The organism is Bradyrhizobium nanningense, from assembly GCF_004114535.1.
Lineage (GTDB): Bacteria > Pseudomonadota > Alphaproteobacteria > Rhizobiales > Xanthobacteraceae > Bradyrhizobium > Bradyrhizobium nanningense.
Genome location: NZ_LBJC01000032.1, coordinates 153,093 through 165,416, shown reverse-complemented (window position 1 = coordinate 165,416; position 12,324 = coordinate 153,093). Strand labels below are relative to the sequence as shown.

The window sequence follows — 12,324 nt, the reverse complement described above, 5'->3', positions numbered from 1 at the left end:
ACCGCACGGCCGTCCGAGACCGACCGGAGGATCGGCCGAATTGCAGCGGCGCCGTTTGGACTCCGTTCACCGATCGCCGCTAGATCAGAACGGATCCTTCGCGCCGAACCAGCAATCATGGCCGACCTCAACGCCGTCCTTACCAGGCTCAACGACCGCCTGCTCCGCCTCGAGGGCGAGCTGTTCGTGCTGCGGTCGCTGGCACGCGCGACGCTGACGGCGGGCGACGACCACGCGGCGCGCATGCGCAAGCTGGTCGAGGCCGCAAAGGTCGCGCTCGACGACGAGGCCAAGCGCCCTCTCGACAAGCCGACACGCAAATATGTCGACGCGGCAACCGCGCTGGTCGAGGAATTACTGGTCGAGCCGACCCCGGCGCGGCCGCTGTTCACCGTGATCGACGGCGGCCGGCGCGATTGAGCGACAAGCGTGTCGACCCGGCGACGATGCGTCGTCGCCGAATCCTCGCGAGAGCTTACCTCGCAGGCCCCGCTAGATCGTCGTGGAATTCTTTGCCTTGAGCCGGCTAAGGCCGGCCTCGATGATCGCGATCTCCTCGTCGATCTGGCCGATCGGCAGGCTGAAATCATATCCGGACCTGCCCTTCAGCTCGACCGCGAGCCGCTGCCGGTGCATCATCAGCTCGTCGAGCCCACGGCGGTTCTTCAGCCGCACATAGCTGTCGACGATCTGCTCAATGGCGCGCGGCATGAAATTTGTCCCGGCGAAAAGGCCCGCGCGGCGCACCCACGCCGGCGGGACATTTTCGGTGTCGCGGTACGCAATACAAATCCGCGACGGATTCGTCGATACGCCCGGCTGGTTGAGATCGCGTTACCGTCAGGTGATTTCGTGGTACGCGGCATTGAAAAGGCCGCTGACGATTGCGCCAGCGGCCCAAACCGGGTTTTAAAAACGGATGCGGGTTGAAATGTCGCCAGCCCCGGTCCACGCACTCTTATCAGCCCGCTCAGCCTCCCTCTGTTAAAAACGAAACACAGGAACCGACTTATCGTCCGCTTGCCGCCCCACCGTGGCCGCGCGGCAATGCTCATCGGTGACGCGGGTTAAGTGCGCGGCAATCTGCGCCCGCCATGGAAGCACCGGAACGGCAGGCTGCGCATCATGACCTCCATCGCAGCCCGCGCCTCGGTGCATTGTTGATAACCCGCGCAAACGCTGCGCGGGTGGTGACAGGGCGTCCGGACGTGTTATCGGGGGATGACGCAGTTGCGAGACCGGATCGGATACCCATGCGCATTACCCTCGTCGGCTCCCGCCATTTCGGCGTGACCACCCTGAACATGCTCCGGGAGCACGGCGTCTCGATCGTCCGGGTCGTGGTCGCCGATGCCGAGGATCGCCTCGCCGCGACCGCCAAGGCGGCCGGCATCGAGGTCGTGGTGCAGGCTAACCCGAAGCTGGTCGTCGCCTCCGAGATTGGCCCCGATACCGATCTGATCATCACGGCGCACAGCCACGCCCGCATCGGCAAGGACGCGCTCGCCGCCGCCAAGTTCGGCGGGATCGGCTATCACCCCTCGCTGCTGCCGCGCCATCGCGGCAAGGCCGCCGTGGAATGGACCATCAAGGAAGGCGATCCGATCGCCGGCGGCACGATCTACCACCTCGCCGATCGCATGGACGCCGGCGCCATCGCCGCCCAGGACTGGTGCTTCGTCAAGAGGGGCGAGACGGCGCGGGAACTCTGGGAGCGCGCGCTGGCACCCCTCGGCCTCAAGCTGCTCGCCGATGTGATCGACTACGCCAAGGTCCACAAGGCGCTGCCCGCCAAGACTCAGGACGAGCAGTTCGCGACCTCCGCGCCAAGCCTGTCCTGAAGGGGCCTCTCCCGGCGTTTACTCTTAACTTGAAGCAGCATTGATTCTGCTTCGAAAATTGCCCTCGGAAACACAAATAAACCATTGTTTCCACAGGAACAATTTTCGATTTGGCATTGCAACAAATTTCCGTCACATTTGGTCCAGATAAGCGACAGCATATCAGACACATTGAAGGACGGAATTTATGCGTTTTGCTCGCATTGCGGTGTTCTGTGCCGCTTCAGTTTTCACCGGCACCCTCGCCGCTTCCGCCTTTGCCCAGACGCCCTATGACGGCAACTGGCAGGTCACGATCGTGACCAAGAGCGGCTCCTGCGAGCCGACCGCGAGCTCCATGCTGACGGTTGCCGACGGCAGGATTACCGCCCCCGGCGCTAACGTTTCCGGCACCATCGGTAGCGGGGGACTTGTGAAAGTTTCGATCAATGGTGCATATGCCAACGGTCAACTCAACGGCAACGCCGGATCGGGGAAGTGGAATGGAGCATCTGCAGGCATACCGTGCAGCGGGCGATGGGAAGCATCGCGCCAATAAACCAATTGAGGCTTGCGCCCGGAGCCGGCGGCTGCTGATCGCGGCCGCCGTTTTGTTTGCGGCGGGAATCGTCACCTCCGAAAGCAAGGCCCAGTCCGGCCCGTTCGCCCCGATGGCGGGCAGCTGGAGCGGCGGCGGCACCGTCAGCCTCGAGGACGGATCGACGGAACGCATCCGTTGTCGGGCCAAATACGCCCCCATCGGCCCCACGATGGAAATGACGCTGACTTGCGCCAGCGACGCCTACAAATTCATCCTCTCCGCGAGCGTTCAGTCGGCGGGTAATGCCATCACCGGCAGCTGGTCCGAGGCCAGCCGCAATATCTCCGGCTCGCTCCAGGGCCGCGGCAGCGGCGGAAACTTCGAGGTGGTGGCCTCCGCCGCCAGCTTCAACGCCAACATCGCGCTGCGGACGAGCGGCAACAAGCAGACCGTCACCATGCGCGCCGACAGCCAGTTCCGCGGCGCCAACATCTCGATGTCGCGATAAGCCGATAGAGCCACATGACAATCGATCCGGCGCCCGCGCCGGATCGATTTTTTTATGCGTCCGGCACGAACGCCGTGACCTCGATCTCGACCTTGGCACGGTCGTCCACGAGGCCGCCGATATAGAGCAGCGTCGAAGGCGGGAAATTGCGTCCGAGCGTTTCCTTCCAGGCCGCACCAATGCCTACACCGGCTGCTTCATATTCGCTGCGGCTGGTCAGGTACCAGGTCAGGCGGACGATGTGCTCGGGACCTGCGCCGGCTTCGCTCAGGAGCTTGATGATGCGCTTCAGCGCCACCTCGACCTGCGCCGCCATGTCGGGCGCATAATTGCCGGCCTCGTCGCCGCCGGTCTGGCCAGCCAGGACCACCCAGCGACCCGGCCCCTCGAACGCGACGCCATGGGAAAAGCCACGCGGTTTCTTCCATTCGGCCGGCTGCAAGATGCGCATGAGCGAAGCTCTCCCGATTTTGTCATTGTTCGATGATGCCTAGCACGACCCGCTGCATCGCTGCATCCGCAGATTTGGACGTTGCAAACGGCGGCGATGTCGCCGATACCGACCGTCCTTCCACATTCCACCTCCAGCCATCGCCACCAATGAGCACGACACCGTCCAAAACGATGGCTGCACTGTGGATGGCCGGCTGGCTGTCGCTGATGCTGGTCATGGCGGTTGCCGGGCGCGAGGCCACGCGCGAGCTGAACGTCTTCCAAATCATGGAAGTACGCTCGGTGATCGGGTTCACGTTCCTTCTCCCGATCATCTACCGCGCCGGTGGCTTCAAGGCGGTCGCGACCAAGCGCCTGCCCCAGCACCTCGCACGCAATGGGGTTCACTACTTTGCCCAGCTCGGCTGGTTCTACGCACTGACACTGATCGGAATTGGACAGGTCGTCGCGATTGAATTCACCATGCCGATCTGGACCGCCGTGCTGGCCGCGACGTTCCTGTCTGAACGCATGACGCTCTGGAAGATCGCCGCCGTCGCGCTCGGCATCGTCGGCGTCGTCATGATCGTGCGGCCCGCCACCAGCGAGATCAATCCAGGGCAATTGATCGCGCTCGGGGCTGCAATCGGCTTCAGCATTTCCATGATTTTGGCGAAGTCGCTGACGCGGACCGAAAGCGCCTTGTCCATCCTGTTCTGGATGATCGTGGTGCAGGCCGTCGTGGGCTTGCTGCCGACGCTCGCGGTGTGGATCTGGCCGTCGCCTCGTTTATGGGGATGGTTGTTTGTCATTGGGGTCTGCGGCACTTTCTCGCACTATTGCCTCGCCAGTGCGCTCCGGTACGCGGATGCGACCATCGTGGTTCCCATGGACTTCCTACGGGTTCCACTGACCGCGACAGCCGGCTGGCTGCTCTATTCGGAGCGGCTCGACGGCTGGACCGTGCTCGGCGCGGCGTTGATCCTGTGCGGCAATCTCCTGAATTTGAAGCCGGGGCCAGCGATCCCGCCGGGACACCGTGAACCTCGCGCCGCCTCGCGCGACAAAACGAAGTAGCCGTGTGATTTAGATCACGTTGGAGCGGCGCTCCACCGTGCACATTCGGCCACACAGCAGCGGGTTGAACGCAGCGGACCGCCGTTTTGATGGCACGAAGTCGGGCACTTCGTGTAGGTTCGTTGCCAATTTGTTGCTGCCTGCAATTCGATTCTGGGGATTTCAGAATGCGCTATCTCACCCTCCTCGCCTCGCTGATGTGCATGGCGCTGTCGGTCAGTGCCGCTAAGGCTGACCGCCGCGTCGCCTTCGTCGTCGGCAACGGTTCCTACAAGAACGTCGCGCAATTGCCGAACCCGCCGATCGACGCCAAGGCGATGGCGGCGACGCTGCGCAATGTCGGCTTCGAGGTGATCGAAGGGTCCAATCTCAGCCGCGACCAGATGACGGAGAAGCTGCTCGACTTCGGACGCAAGGCGCAGGGCTCCGACATCGCATTGTTCTATTATGCCGGCCACGGCATCGCCGTGAGTGGCACCAACTACCTGCTGCCCGTCGATGCCGACATCAAATCAGAAATGGACGTCAAGTTAGGGGCTGCCATCAACATCGACCTGACGCTCGAGCAGACTATGGGCGATGCCAAGGTCAAGCTCGTCTTCCTCGATGCCTGCCGCGACAATCCGTTCGCCGCCAAGATCAAGTCGAACTCCGCGACCCGCAGCGTCAACGTGCAGAGCGGTCTCGCCGAGATGAAATCCGGCGAAGGTACCCTCATCGCATTCGCCACCGGCCCCGGCCAGACCGCGCTCGATGGTCAGGAGGGCAACAACAGCCCGTTCACGCGTGCGCTGATCGACAACATCACCAAGCCCGGCGTCGAGATCCAGCAGGCGATGACGTCGGTGCGCGCCCAGGTCAACGAAGAGACCCGCAAGGGCCAGCTGCCCTGGGGCCACACCAACCTGACCGGCTCCGTCTATCTCAATCAGGCCCCGGCTGCCCAGGTCGCCAATGCAGCCCCGACCGCTGCGGGCATGGTGCCGGCGGCGACCGGGAGCTCGGACGGCGTCGAGCTCGAATACTGGCGCTCGGTGAAGGAGTCCAACAAGCCGGAAGAGCTCAACGCTTATCTCTCCGCCTATCCAAACGGTCAGTTCAAGGCGCTGGCGCTGGCACGCCTCGCGGCGATCAAGAGCGGCCCCTCGACCGCGACCCGCACGCTCAACGCCGGCATCGATCCCGCAACCTTCACCGATGAGGCCACCCAGCTCACCGAAGACCAGATCGGCCTCGACAAGAACAAACGCCGCGACGTGCAACGTCGCCTCACGGCGCTCGGCTTCGACACCAAGCAGACCGGCGCATTCAACGACGAGACGCGGTCCGTGCTCAAGCGCTGGCAGACAGCGCGCGGCTATCCCTCATCGGGCTACCTCAACAAGCTGCAGCACAAGGCCCTGCTCTCGGAGATCGTGGCTGCCCCGGCGACCGCGAGCGACAACAGCCAGAAGGCGGCCCGGCGCGCGGCCAGTGCCCCGGCTCAGAGCAGCCAGCCGGCGCCGGCTCCTCAACGCAGCAGCCCCGGCGATGCGGCAGGTGCGGCCTTCGTGGGCGGCGTCGTCGGCGGCATGATGGGCGGCATGTTCCGCCGCTGAGCCGAAGCGAGATTGAAATAGAAAGGCCCGGCTCGCGCCGGGCTTTTTTGTTGGTACGACGGTGTCGCAGCATGACGGTGTGGGAGCAGTGCCTAGTCTCTCCTCGTGCCCCGGACGCAGTGCAGCGCTCCTTCAGCACTGCACTGCCGGGGGCCCATATCGCAGAGGAGTTCGCGGCTTCTGGGTCCCGGCTCTGCGCCGCAACGCGTGTGCGTTGCGGCTTGTCCGGGACACGGACGGAAGGATTCTGGTCCCGACCCGCAATGAGGTCCGTTACTTCCCCGCGGCCTTTCGCAGCGCCTCGTTGATGCGATCCTGCCAGCCGGGGCCGCTCTGCTGGAAGAACTCCAGCACGTCCTGATCGATGCGCAGTGTGACCTGCTCCTTGATGCCGGGAACGGCAGTTTGCTTGGGCGGCGCCGCGGCGACCTTGGCTGTCACCTTCTTGAACGCTGCCTCCGCTTCGGTCCTGGCATCGCCAAGCGTGCGCGGCCGCCTCGGTGGTTGATCTGCCATGTCCTAGATTCCTTCAAACAAAGGCGTCGAAAGATACCGTTCGGAGAAGGACGGCACGATCGCCAGAATGGTTTTTCCCGCAGCGTCCGGCCGCTTGCCAATCTGCAGCGCAGCCGCGATCGCCGCACCCGAGGAGATGCCGCCCGGAATGCCTTCATGCCGCGCCAGCGCGCGCGCGGTCTCGATTGCGGTCGTCGAGTTGATCTTCACGATCTCGTCGATCACCGCGCGGTCGAGGATGTCGGGGACGAATCCGGCGCCGATGCCCTGGATCTTGTGCGGGGTATGTTGTCCTCCCGACAGCACCGGGCTCTCCTCCGGCTCAACCGCGACCACGCGAAGGGAGGCCTTGCGCGGCTTGAGCACCTGACCGACGCCGGTGATCGTGCCGCCGGTGCCGACGCCGGCCACGAAGAAATCGATATTGCCGCCGGTGTCGTTCCAGATCTCCTCGGCGGTGGTGCGGCGGTGCACCTCGGGATTGGCGAGATTCTTGAACTGCTGCGGCATCACCGAGTTCGGCGTCGTCTTCAACAGCTCCTCGGCAGCGGCGATCGCGCCCTTCATGCCTTGCGCCGCCGGCGTCAGCACCAGTTCGGCACCGAGAAAGGCCAGCATCTTGCGCCGCTCGATCGACATCGATTCCGGCATCACCAGCTTGAGGCGGTAGCCGCGCGAAGCCGCCACGAAAGCAAGCGCAATGCCGGTGTTACCGGAGGTCGGCTCGATCAGCACGGTGTCGGGCTTGACGATGCCCGCCTTCTCCATCGCGATGATCATGGCCGCGCCGATGCGATCCTTCACGCTTGCGGCAGGATTGAAATATTCAAGTTTTGCCAAAATCGTCGCATTCACGCCGTGCATGCCGGGCAGCCGGCGCAAGCGCACGATCGGCGTATTGCCGAAGGCCTCGACGATCGAGTCATAGATCCGGCCGCGGCCGGGTTGGTGCGCTGCACCCGTGGTGGACGATGCGTCCATGATGAACTCCCTGTGGCGACAATTTGCGCTTCTTACGCAGCTCTTGCGCAGTTACGGATAGCCTGCGACGACACGCAAGCGACAATGCGGCACATGTTAAATACGCTGCATCGCAAAATCGCGTGAGCTTTAATTAGCAGAAAACCAACGCATTTGTGTTGCGGCCTCGTCAACTGATTCTGCTTATGTTAGACTTACGTCTTAAAGCAGGGAGGTCACCACGATGTCAGCAGTTGCTGAAGTGTTGTCGACCGTCGCGCCGAACCGCGATCCGCGTTGCAGCGAATTGCCTACCTGTCCCGTCTGCGCCGATTCCATGGTCGCCGCCGAAGCATCCGCCTACGTCTCGGACCACATGATCAGCTATCTCTGGACCTGCGACAATTGCGGCTATGGTTTCGTCACCAAGCACGCCGTGAAGCAGCGCTTCCTGTGTAACTGACGTTCTGTCGTGGCCTAGCGCGGGGCGATGTCGCCCCTCGCCCAATCCTCGCGCGTACGCTGATAGAACTCCTCGAACGTTCCCTGTGCGATCGCGTTCCTGATGCCCTGCATCAGGAACTGGTAGTAGGCGATATTGATCTCGGACAGCAGCATCGCCCCCAGCGTCTCGCCGGCCTTGACGAGATGATGCAGATAGGCGCGCGCGCAGTTGCGCGCCGACGGCCATGAGCTCTCCTCATCCAGCGGACGCGGATCGTCGGCGTGGCGCGCGTTGCGCAAATTCACCTGGCCGAAGCGCGTGAAAGCGACGCCGTGGCGGCCATTGCGCGTCGGCATCACGCAATCGAACATGTCGATGCCGCGCTTCACGGCTTCGAGGATGTCGTCGGGCGTGCCGACGCCCATCAGATAGCGCGGGCGCTCTTTCGGCAGTCGCGGCGCGGTCTCGTCGATCATCGCCAGCATCACCGCCTGCGGCTCGCCGACGGCAAGGCCGCCGATCGCATAGCCGTGGAAACCGATCGCGACGAGACCTTCGGCGCTCGCATGACGAAGCTGGGGGATGTCGCCGCCCTGCACGATGCCGAACAGCATGTAGCCGTCGGGCGCGCTCTCGAAGGCACGCTTGCTTCGCTCGGCCCAGCGCAGCGACAATTGCATCGCGCGCTCGATGTCGGCGCGCTCGGCCGGCAGCCGCACGCACTCGTCCATCTGCATGGCGATGTCGGAGCCGAGCAAGCGCTGCACCTCGATCGAGCGCTCCGGGGACAGCTCGACCTTGGCACCGTCGATATGGGAGCGGAAGGTGACGGCGTTCTCGGTAACCTTCCGCAAATCCGACAGCGACATCACCTGGAAGCCGCCGGAATCCGTCAGCATCGGCCCGTTCCAGCCGGTGAACTTCTGCAAGCCGCCGAGCGCCGCGATCCGCTCGGCGCTCGGACGCAGCATCAGGTGATAGGTGTTGCCGAGCACGATGTCGGCGCCGGCATCGCGCACCTCGCGCCAGTGCATGCCCTTCATGGCACCGGCGGTGCCGACCGGCATGAAGGCCGGCGTCCGCACCACGCCGTGAGGCGTGGTCAGGCGTCCAGTGCGCGCGGCGCCATCGGTTGCGAGCAACTCAAAGTGATTGGGAAGATCATTGTCGGGATTCATGGCGGTGCTTATTGCGTGTCGGAGGAGGCCGATCAACCCAGCCAAACCACGCAGCGGCCGGTCGGTGCCTCAGACTGGGACACAATGGACGTGATTATTCCCGCCGCCGGCCTTGTTAAACAAAACGATACCGTATAGTTTTACTACGGGGCTGGACGAGGTGCCGCGGCGAGACTTGCCGGCGGCGCCAAATGTGTGATCGCCAGCCACCGACAATGCCCCTTCCTTCGTGTTCGACTGACCTCTCCGGCCGCTCCCATGACTGGATCAGGCAGACAGGCGGCCGCCTGACCGGATTCCTGGTCCTGACGTGCAGCCTGGCGCTCGCCGCCTGCACCTCCCTGCCCCGCACGCCCTACACGGCCACTGAAGCCAGCACATCGCGCGTGCTCGAGATCGATGGCCTCAGGCGCTACGCCGACGAACCCATCACGAAATTCAGCTTCGAGAAGGACACCAGCACCGCGGCGAAGACCTATCTGGCGCTCTCCGGCGGCGGCGCCGATGGCGCCTACGGCGTCGGCGTGCTCAACGGCTGGACCGCGGCGAGAACCCGACCCACTTTCTCCGTCGTCTCGGGCGTCAGTACCGGCGGCCTGATCGCGCCGTTCGCGTTTCTCGGCTCGCAATACGACGACACGCTGAAGGAGGTCTACACCAGCGGCATCGCGGAAAGCCTGTTGAACGATCCCAGCATCATGCGCGTGCTGTTCGGATCCGGCCTGTTCGGCAACACGCGGCTGCGCGAGCTGGTGGCCCGGTATGTCGGGCCGGAGATCCTGGCGCAGGTCGCGCGCGAAAACGCCAAGGGGCGAAAGCTGCTGATCGTGACGACCGACCTCGACACCCAGCGCACCGCGATCTGGGACATGGGCAAGATCGCCGCCGTCGGCACGCCCGAGGCGCTCAAGCTGTTTCGCGACGTGATGGCGGCCTCCGCCAGCATTCCCCTGGTGTTTCCGCCAATCATGATCGACGCCGAGGGCCAGGGCCGCAAGTTTCAGGAGATGCATGTCGACGGCGGCGTGACCGCGCCGGTGCTGACGCTGCCGGAAGCCCTGCTATTCCAGGGCAGCCGACTGCCGGGCAGCGCGAAGATGGACATCTACATCCTCGTCAACAAAAAGATCGAACGCAATTTCGAGCTCGTCTCCAACGGCACCATCGACGTCGCCTCGCGCAGCTTGTCGGCGATCACCCAGTCACAGACGCGCTCGATCATCTTCTCGACCTATGATTTCGCGAGGCGCAACCGTCTCGGCTTTCATCTCTCCTACATCGCGCGCGAATATCCGGCGCCGCCGTCGGAAGGGTTCGACACCGCCTATATGCGGGCGCTCTATCAATACGGATATGACAAGGCCGCTTCCGGTCAGGCCTGGAGCTCGACGGTGCCGTGAGAACCGGTGGCGGAACGAGGCTGTGCCGAAACCGTTGACGATACGGCCAATTCGGCCAGATTCGCGATGACGCCTCGGCTCCTGCGCGATATAGAGCGAATGACGACTGTCCGAAACGCGCAGGAATCAGTGGGCATGGGATTGACTGCGACCAAGACGAGAGCGGCAGCGCCGCGGCGCGAGGTGCCGAAATCCCGCGGTGGCCGGCCGACGAAGACCGCCGCCATCGAGCGCGACCAGCGGCTGATCGAGGTCGCCACCCGCCTGTTCCTGGACCGCGGCTTCGATGCGACCTCGCTTGACGCGGTCGCGGAAGCGGCCCGGGTGAGCAAGCCCACCGTCTATTCCCGCTACGGCGACAAGCGCGGCCTGTTTGCCGCCGTGCTGAGGCGCGAGATCGCGCGCTGGCTTGCGCCACTGTCCGCCGCCGCGGAAACGCAGCTCAGCAGCCTTGCGGACATCTCGGTCGAGCAGCGGCTGATCGAGATCGGACGCGAGATGCTGACATTCACCTGCGGCCCCGACGCCGTCGCCTTCAGCCGCATGATGACGTCGCAGGCGATCAATTTCCCCGACGTCGCCAAGCTCGGCAAGGAGGAAGGCTGGCTCAAGGCGGTTGCCACCACCGCGCGCTTCTTCGACCATCTGGTGGCGCAGGGCGCGCTCGACGTCGAGGACACCACCATTGCAGCCGAGGTGTTTCTCGACGTGGTCGTCGGTCACACCCACCGCATGGCGACCTTCGGAACGGCCCTCGAGATGAAAGCCGCCGAAAAGCGCATGCGCGCGGCGATCAAGCTGTTCCTGGCCGGCGCGCTGGGGCCCGCCGGCCGCGTCCAGGATGCCAAGGGCACGCAACGCCGCCGTCCCTCCCGCTGACAATTCCGTGAACGCCCGATCTATCCCCACACGGACACCGCCGGCGCGTTGACCGAAATAAAACGATACGGTATGGTTTCGTTATAAGGCGATGCGGACCGCTTTTTCACCAGCCCCAAAGAGGTCCGTACCGCTTCGATCGCCGCGACGGGTACAGCCCGTCACGTCGCTCCGCGGCCGACCGACGCCCAAGGTCGGCCGCGTCTTCTTTCGGATGATCAGGCCCTACTCGCCGGTCAGAGGTTTCGAGCATGAAGACGACCAACCACTGGATCTTGCCGCTACTGGCGATCAGCCTATCCGCTCTCCTCCTCGCCGCGCCTGCCCGGGCGATCGTGACCACGGGCACGCCCACGGCCCTTCACAGCGATACAGATAACGATGCCGAAGCTGACCGCCAGGCCGTCAGCCGCGAGATCGAGCGCTTCCGCAGCTCGTCGATCTCGATCAGCCAGGCCATGGCGATCGCCGAAGCCCGCCACGCCGGGGCCACCACGGCGGACGTGAGTTTCGACGGAGCCGCCCGCGTGCCGGTGTATCGGGTGAAGACTCTGCACAACGACCGGATCTGGCGCCACACCATCAATGCTGCGACCGGCGAGCTCGTCGGTGGGGAGGCCGCCCTGCCCCTCGCCGAGCTCGATCACGAGGACCGCGACAATCTCGCTGCCCTCGGTGCGATCAGGCACCGTCTCGCCGACGCCGTCCGCGTCGCCGAACGTGCGGCCTCGGGCAAGGCGATCAGCGGCGGATTAGTGCGCGAACGCGGCCGACTCAATTTTGCGATCGTCGTGATCAGCGGCGATGACCTCAAGGAGGTCATCCTGCAGCCCCCGGGCGCCAGGAAATAGCGGCTGCGAAATAGCGGCAGGTTCGCCCCCGGCACTAACCGGGGCGAAAAGCCATTGACGGGCGCAAGACTCTCCCGCATAAGTCGCCGCCATGTTCACGACCACCAAACGCACGACCA

General features: G+C 64.2%; 15 protein-coding genes. 10 read left to right on the top strand and 5 right to left on the bottom strand.

Going from position 1 to position 12,324, the window contains the following annotated elements; all coding sequences use genetic code 11:
- Positions 1–117 precede the first annotated feature (117 nt).
- On the top strand, positions 118–420 hold the full coding sequence (locus XH84_RS28675; RefSeq protein ID WP_027575377.1) for a hypothetical protein: 303 nt from the start codon (positions 118–120) through the stop codon (positions 418–420).
- Between the two features lie 72 nt (positions 421–492).
- Here XH84_RS28675 and XH84_RS28670 read toward each other — a convergent pair whose 3' ends face one another.
- Positions 493–711, bottom strand: coding sequence for a hypothetical protein (locus XH84_RS28670; RefSeq protein WP_128919483.1), 219 nt, complete (start codon positions 709–711; stop codon positions 493–495).
- A 542-nt stretch (positions 712–1,253) separates the two neighbouring features.
- On the opposite strand from XH84_RS28670, the gene XH84_RS28665 reads away from it, so the two are divergent.
- The 3 genes from XH84_RS28665 to XH84_RS28655 all read left to right on the top strand — a co-directional run bounded on the left by XH84_RS28665 (position 1,254) and on the right by XH84_RS28655 (position 2,869).
- Entirely contained in the window at positions 1,254–1,841 is a 588-nt protein-coding gene (locus tag XH84_RS28665) for a formyltransferase family protein (RefSeq protein ID WP_128919482.1), read from the top strand.
- Positions 1,842–2,028: 187 nt separating this feature from the next.
- Positions 2,029–2,379 carry a hypothetical protein gene (locus XH84_RS28660; RefSeq protein WP_128919481.1) on the top strand — a complete coding sequence of 117 codons (351 nt, stop codon included), beginning with the start codon at positions 2,029–2,031 and terminating at the stop codon, positions 2,377–2,379.
- A complete protein-coding gene (locus XH84_RS28655; protein WP_164936256.1) occupies positions 2,324–2,869 on the top strand; it encodes a hypothetical protein in 546 nt (181 codons plus the stop codon). Before XH84_RS28660 ends, XH84_RS28655 begins: the two co-directional genes overlap by 56 nt.
- Positions 2,870–2,921: 52 nt before the next feature.
- Here the strand turns inward: XH84_RS28655 and XH84_RS28650 are convergent, their stop codons facing one another.
- Entirely contained in the window at positions 2,922–3,320 is a 399-nt protein-coding gene (locus XH84_RS28650; RefSeq protein WP_128919479.1) for a RidA family protein, read from the bottom strand.
- Positions 3,321–3,469: 149 nt separating this feature from the next.
- Here XH84_RS28650 and XH84_RS28645 point away from each other — a divergent pair, with 149 nt between their 5' ends.
- Together XH84_RS28645 and XH84_RS28640 are read left to right on the top strand one after the other, a co-directional pair.
- Complete coding sequence (locus XH84_RS28645; protein WP_128919478.1) at positions 3,470–4,378, top strand: DMT family transporter; 909 nt, start codon at positions 3,470–3,472, stop codon at positions 4,376–4,378.
- A gap of 167 nt (positions 4,379–4,545) precedes the next feature.
- Positions 4,546–5,976 carry a caspase family protein gene (locus XH84_RS28640; protein ID WP_128919477.1) on the top strand — a complete coding sequence of 477 codons (1,431 nt, stop codon included), beginning with the start codon at positions 4,546–4,548 and terminating at the stop codon, positions 5,974–5,976.
- A gap of 273 nt (positions 5,977–6,249) precedes the next feature.
- Here XH84_RS28640 and XH84_RS28635 read toward each other — a convergent pair whose 3' ends face one another.
- On the bottom strand, positions 6,250–6,492 hold the full coding sequence (locus XH84_RS28635; protein WP_128919476.1) for a BrnA antitoxin family protein: 243 nt from the start codon (positions 6,490–6,492) through the stop codon (positions 6,250–6,252).
- A gap of 3 nt (positions 6,493–6,495) precedes the next feature.
- On the bottom strand, positions 6,496–7,473 hold the full coding sequence (cysK, locus tag XH84_RS28630; RefSeq protein WP_128919475.1) for a cysteine synthase A: 978 nt from the start codon (positions 7,471–7,473) through the stop codon (positions 6,496–6,498).
- 223 nt (positions 7,474–7,696) lie between these two features.
- Between cysK and XH84_RS28625 the strand changes: the two genes are divergently transcribed.
- Entirely contained in the window at positions 7,697–7,915 is a 219-nt protein-coding gene (locus XH84_RS28625; RefSeq protein ID WP_128919474.1) for a hypothetical protein, read from the top strand.
- 14 nt (positions 7,916–7,929) lie between these two features.
- Here the strand turns inward: XH84_RS28625 and tgt are convergent, their stop codons facing one another.
- The gene (gene tgt / locus XH84_RS28620) at positions 7,930–9,075 is read right to left on the bottom strand and encodes a tRNA guanosine(34) transglycosylase Tgt (protein ID WP_128919473.1); all 1,146 of its coding nucleotides are present in this window, start codon (positions 9,073–9,075) and stop codon (positions 7,930–7,932) included.
- Positions 9,076–9,266: 191 nt separating this feature from the next.
- On the opposite strand from tgt, the gene XH84_RS28615 reads away from it, so the two are divergent.
- From XH84_RS28615 to XH84_RS28605, 3 genes are all read left to right on the top strand, one after another.
- Entirely contained in the window at positions 9,267–10,475 is a 1,209-nt protein-coding gene (locus XH84_RS28615; RefSeq protein ID WP_128919472.1) for a patatin-like phospholipase family protein, read from the top strand.
- A gap of 135 nt (positions 10,476–10,610) precedes the next feature.
- Positions 10,611–11,354: a TetR/AcrR family transcriptional regulator gene (locus XH84_RS28610; protein ID WP_128919471.1), complete on the top strand. Its 744-nt coding sequence runs from the start codon at positions 10,611–10,613 to the stop codon at positions 11,352–11,354.
- Between the two features lie 251 nt (positions 11,355–11,605).
- Positions 11,606–12,205, top strand: coding sequence for a PepSY domain-containing protein (locus XH84_RS28605; RefSeq protein WP_128919470.1), 600 nt, complete (start codon positions 11,606–11,608; stop codon positions 12,203–12,205).
- Positions 12,206–12,324: the final 119 nt, after the last annotated feature.

Coding starts and splice junctions, on each gene's coding strand:
- XH84_RS28670 (WP_128919483.1), bottom strand. CDS start 711: ATGCCGCGCGCCATTGAGCAGATCGTCGACAGCTATGTGCGGCTGAAG.
- XH84_RS28610 (WP_128919471.1), top strand. CDS start 10,611: ATGGGATTGACTGCGACCAAGACGAGAGCGGCAGCGCCGCGGCGCGAG.
- XH84_RS28635 (WP_128919476.1), bottom strand. CDS start 6,492: ATGGCAGATCAACCACCGAGGCGGCCGCGCACGCTTGGCGATGCCAGG.
- XH84_RS28660 (WP_128919481.1), top strand. CDS start 2,029: ATGCGTTTTGCTCGCATTGCGGTGTTCTGTGCCGCTTCAGTTTTCACC.
- XH84_RS28645 (WP_128919478.1), top strand. CDS start 3,470: ATGAGCACGACACCGTCCAAAACGATGGCTGCACTGTGGATGGCCGGC.
- XH84_RS28650 (WP_128919479.1), bottom strand. CDS start 3,320: ATGCGCATCTTGCAGCCGGCCGAATGGAAGAAACCGCGTGGCTTTTCC.
- XH84_RS28640 (WP_128919477.1), top strand. CDS start 4,546: ATGCGCTATCTCACCCTCCTCGCCTCGCTGATGTGCATGGCGCTGTCG.
- XH84_RS28615 (WP_128919472.1), top strand. CDS start 9,267: ATGTGTGATCGCCAGCCACCGACAATGCCCCTTCCTTCGTGTTCGACT.
- XH84_RS28625 (WP_128919474.1), top strand. CDS start 7,697: ATGTCAGCAGTTGCTGAAGTGTTGTCGACCGTCGCGCCGAACCGCGAT.
- XH84_RS28675 (WP_027575377.1), top strand. CDS start 118: ATGGCCGACCTCAACGCCGTCCTTACCAGGCTCAACGACCGCCTGCTC.
- XH84_RS28605 (WP_128919470.1), top strand. CDS start 11,606: ATGAAGACGACCAACCACTGGATCTTGCCGCTACTGGCGATCAGCCTA.
- XH84_RS28665 (WP_128919482.1), top strand. CDS start 1,254: ATGCGCATTACCCTCGTCGGCTCCCGCCATTTCGGCGTGACCACCCTG.
- cysK (WP_128919475.1), bottom strand. CDS start 7,473: ATGGACGCATCGTCCACCACGGGTGCAGCGCACCAACCCGGCCGCGGC.
- XH84_RS28655 (WP_164936256.1), top strand. CDS start 2,324: ATGGAGCATCTGCAGGCATACCGTGCAGCGGGCGATGGGAAGCATCGC.
- tgt (WP_128919473.1), bottom strand. CDS start 9,075: ATGAATCCCGACAATGATCTTCCCAATCACTTTGAGTTGCTCGCAACC.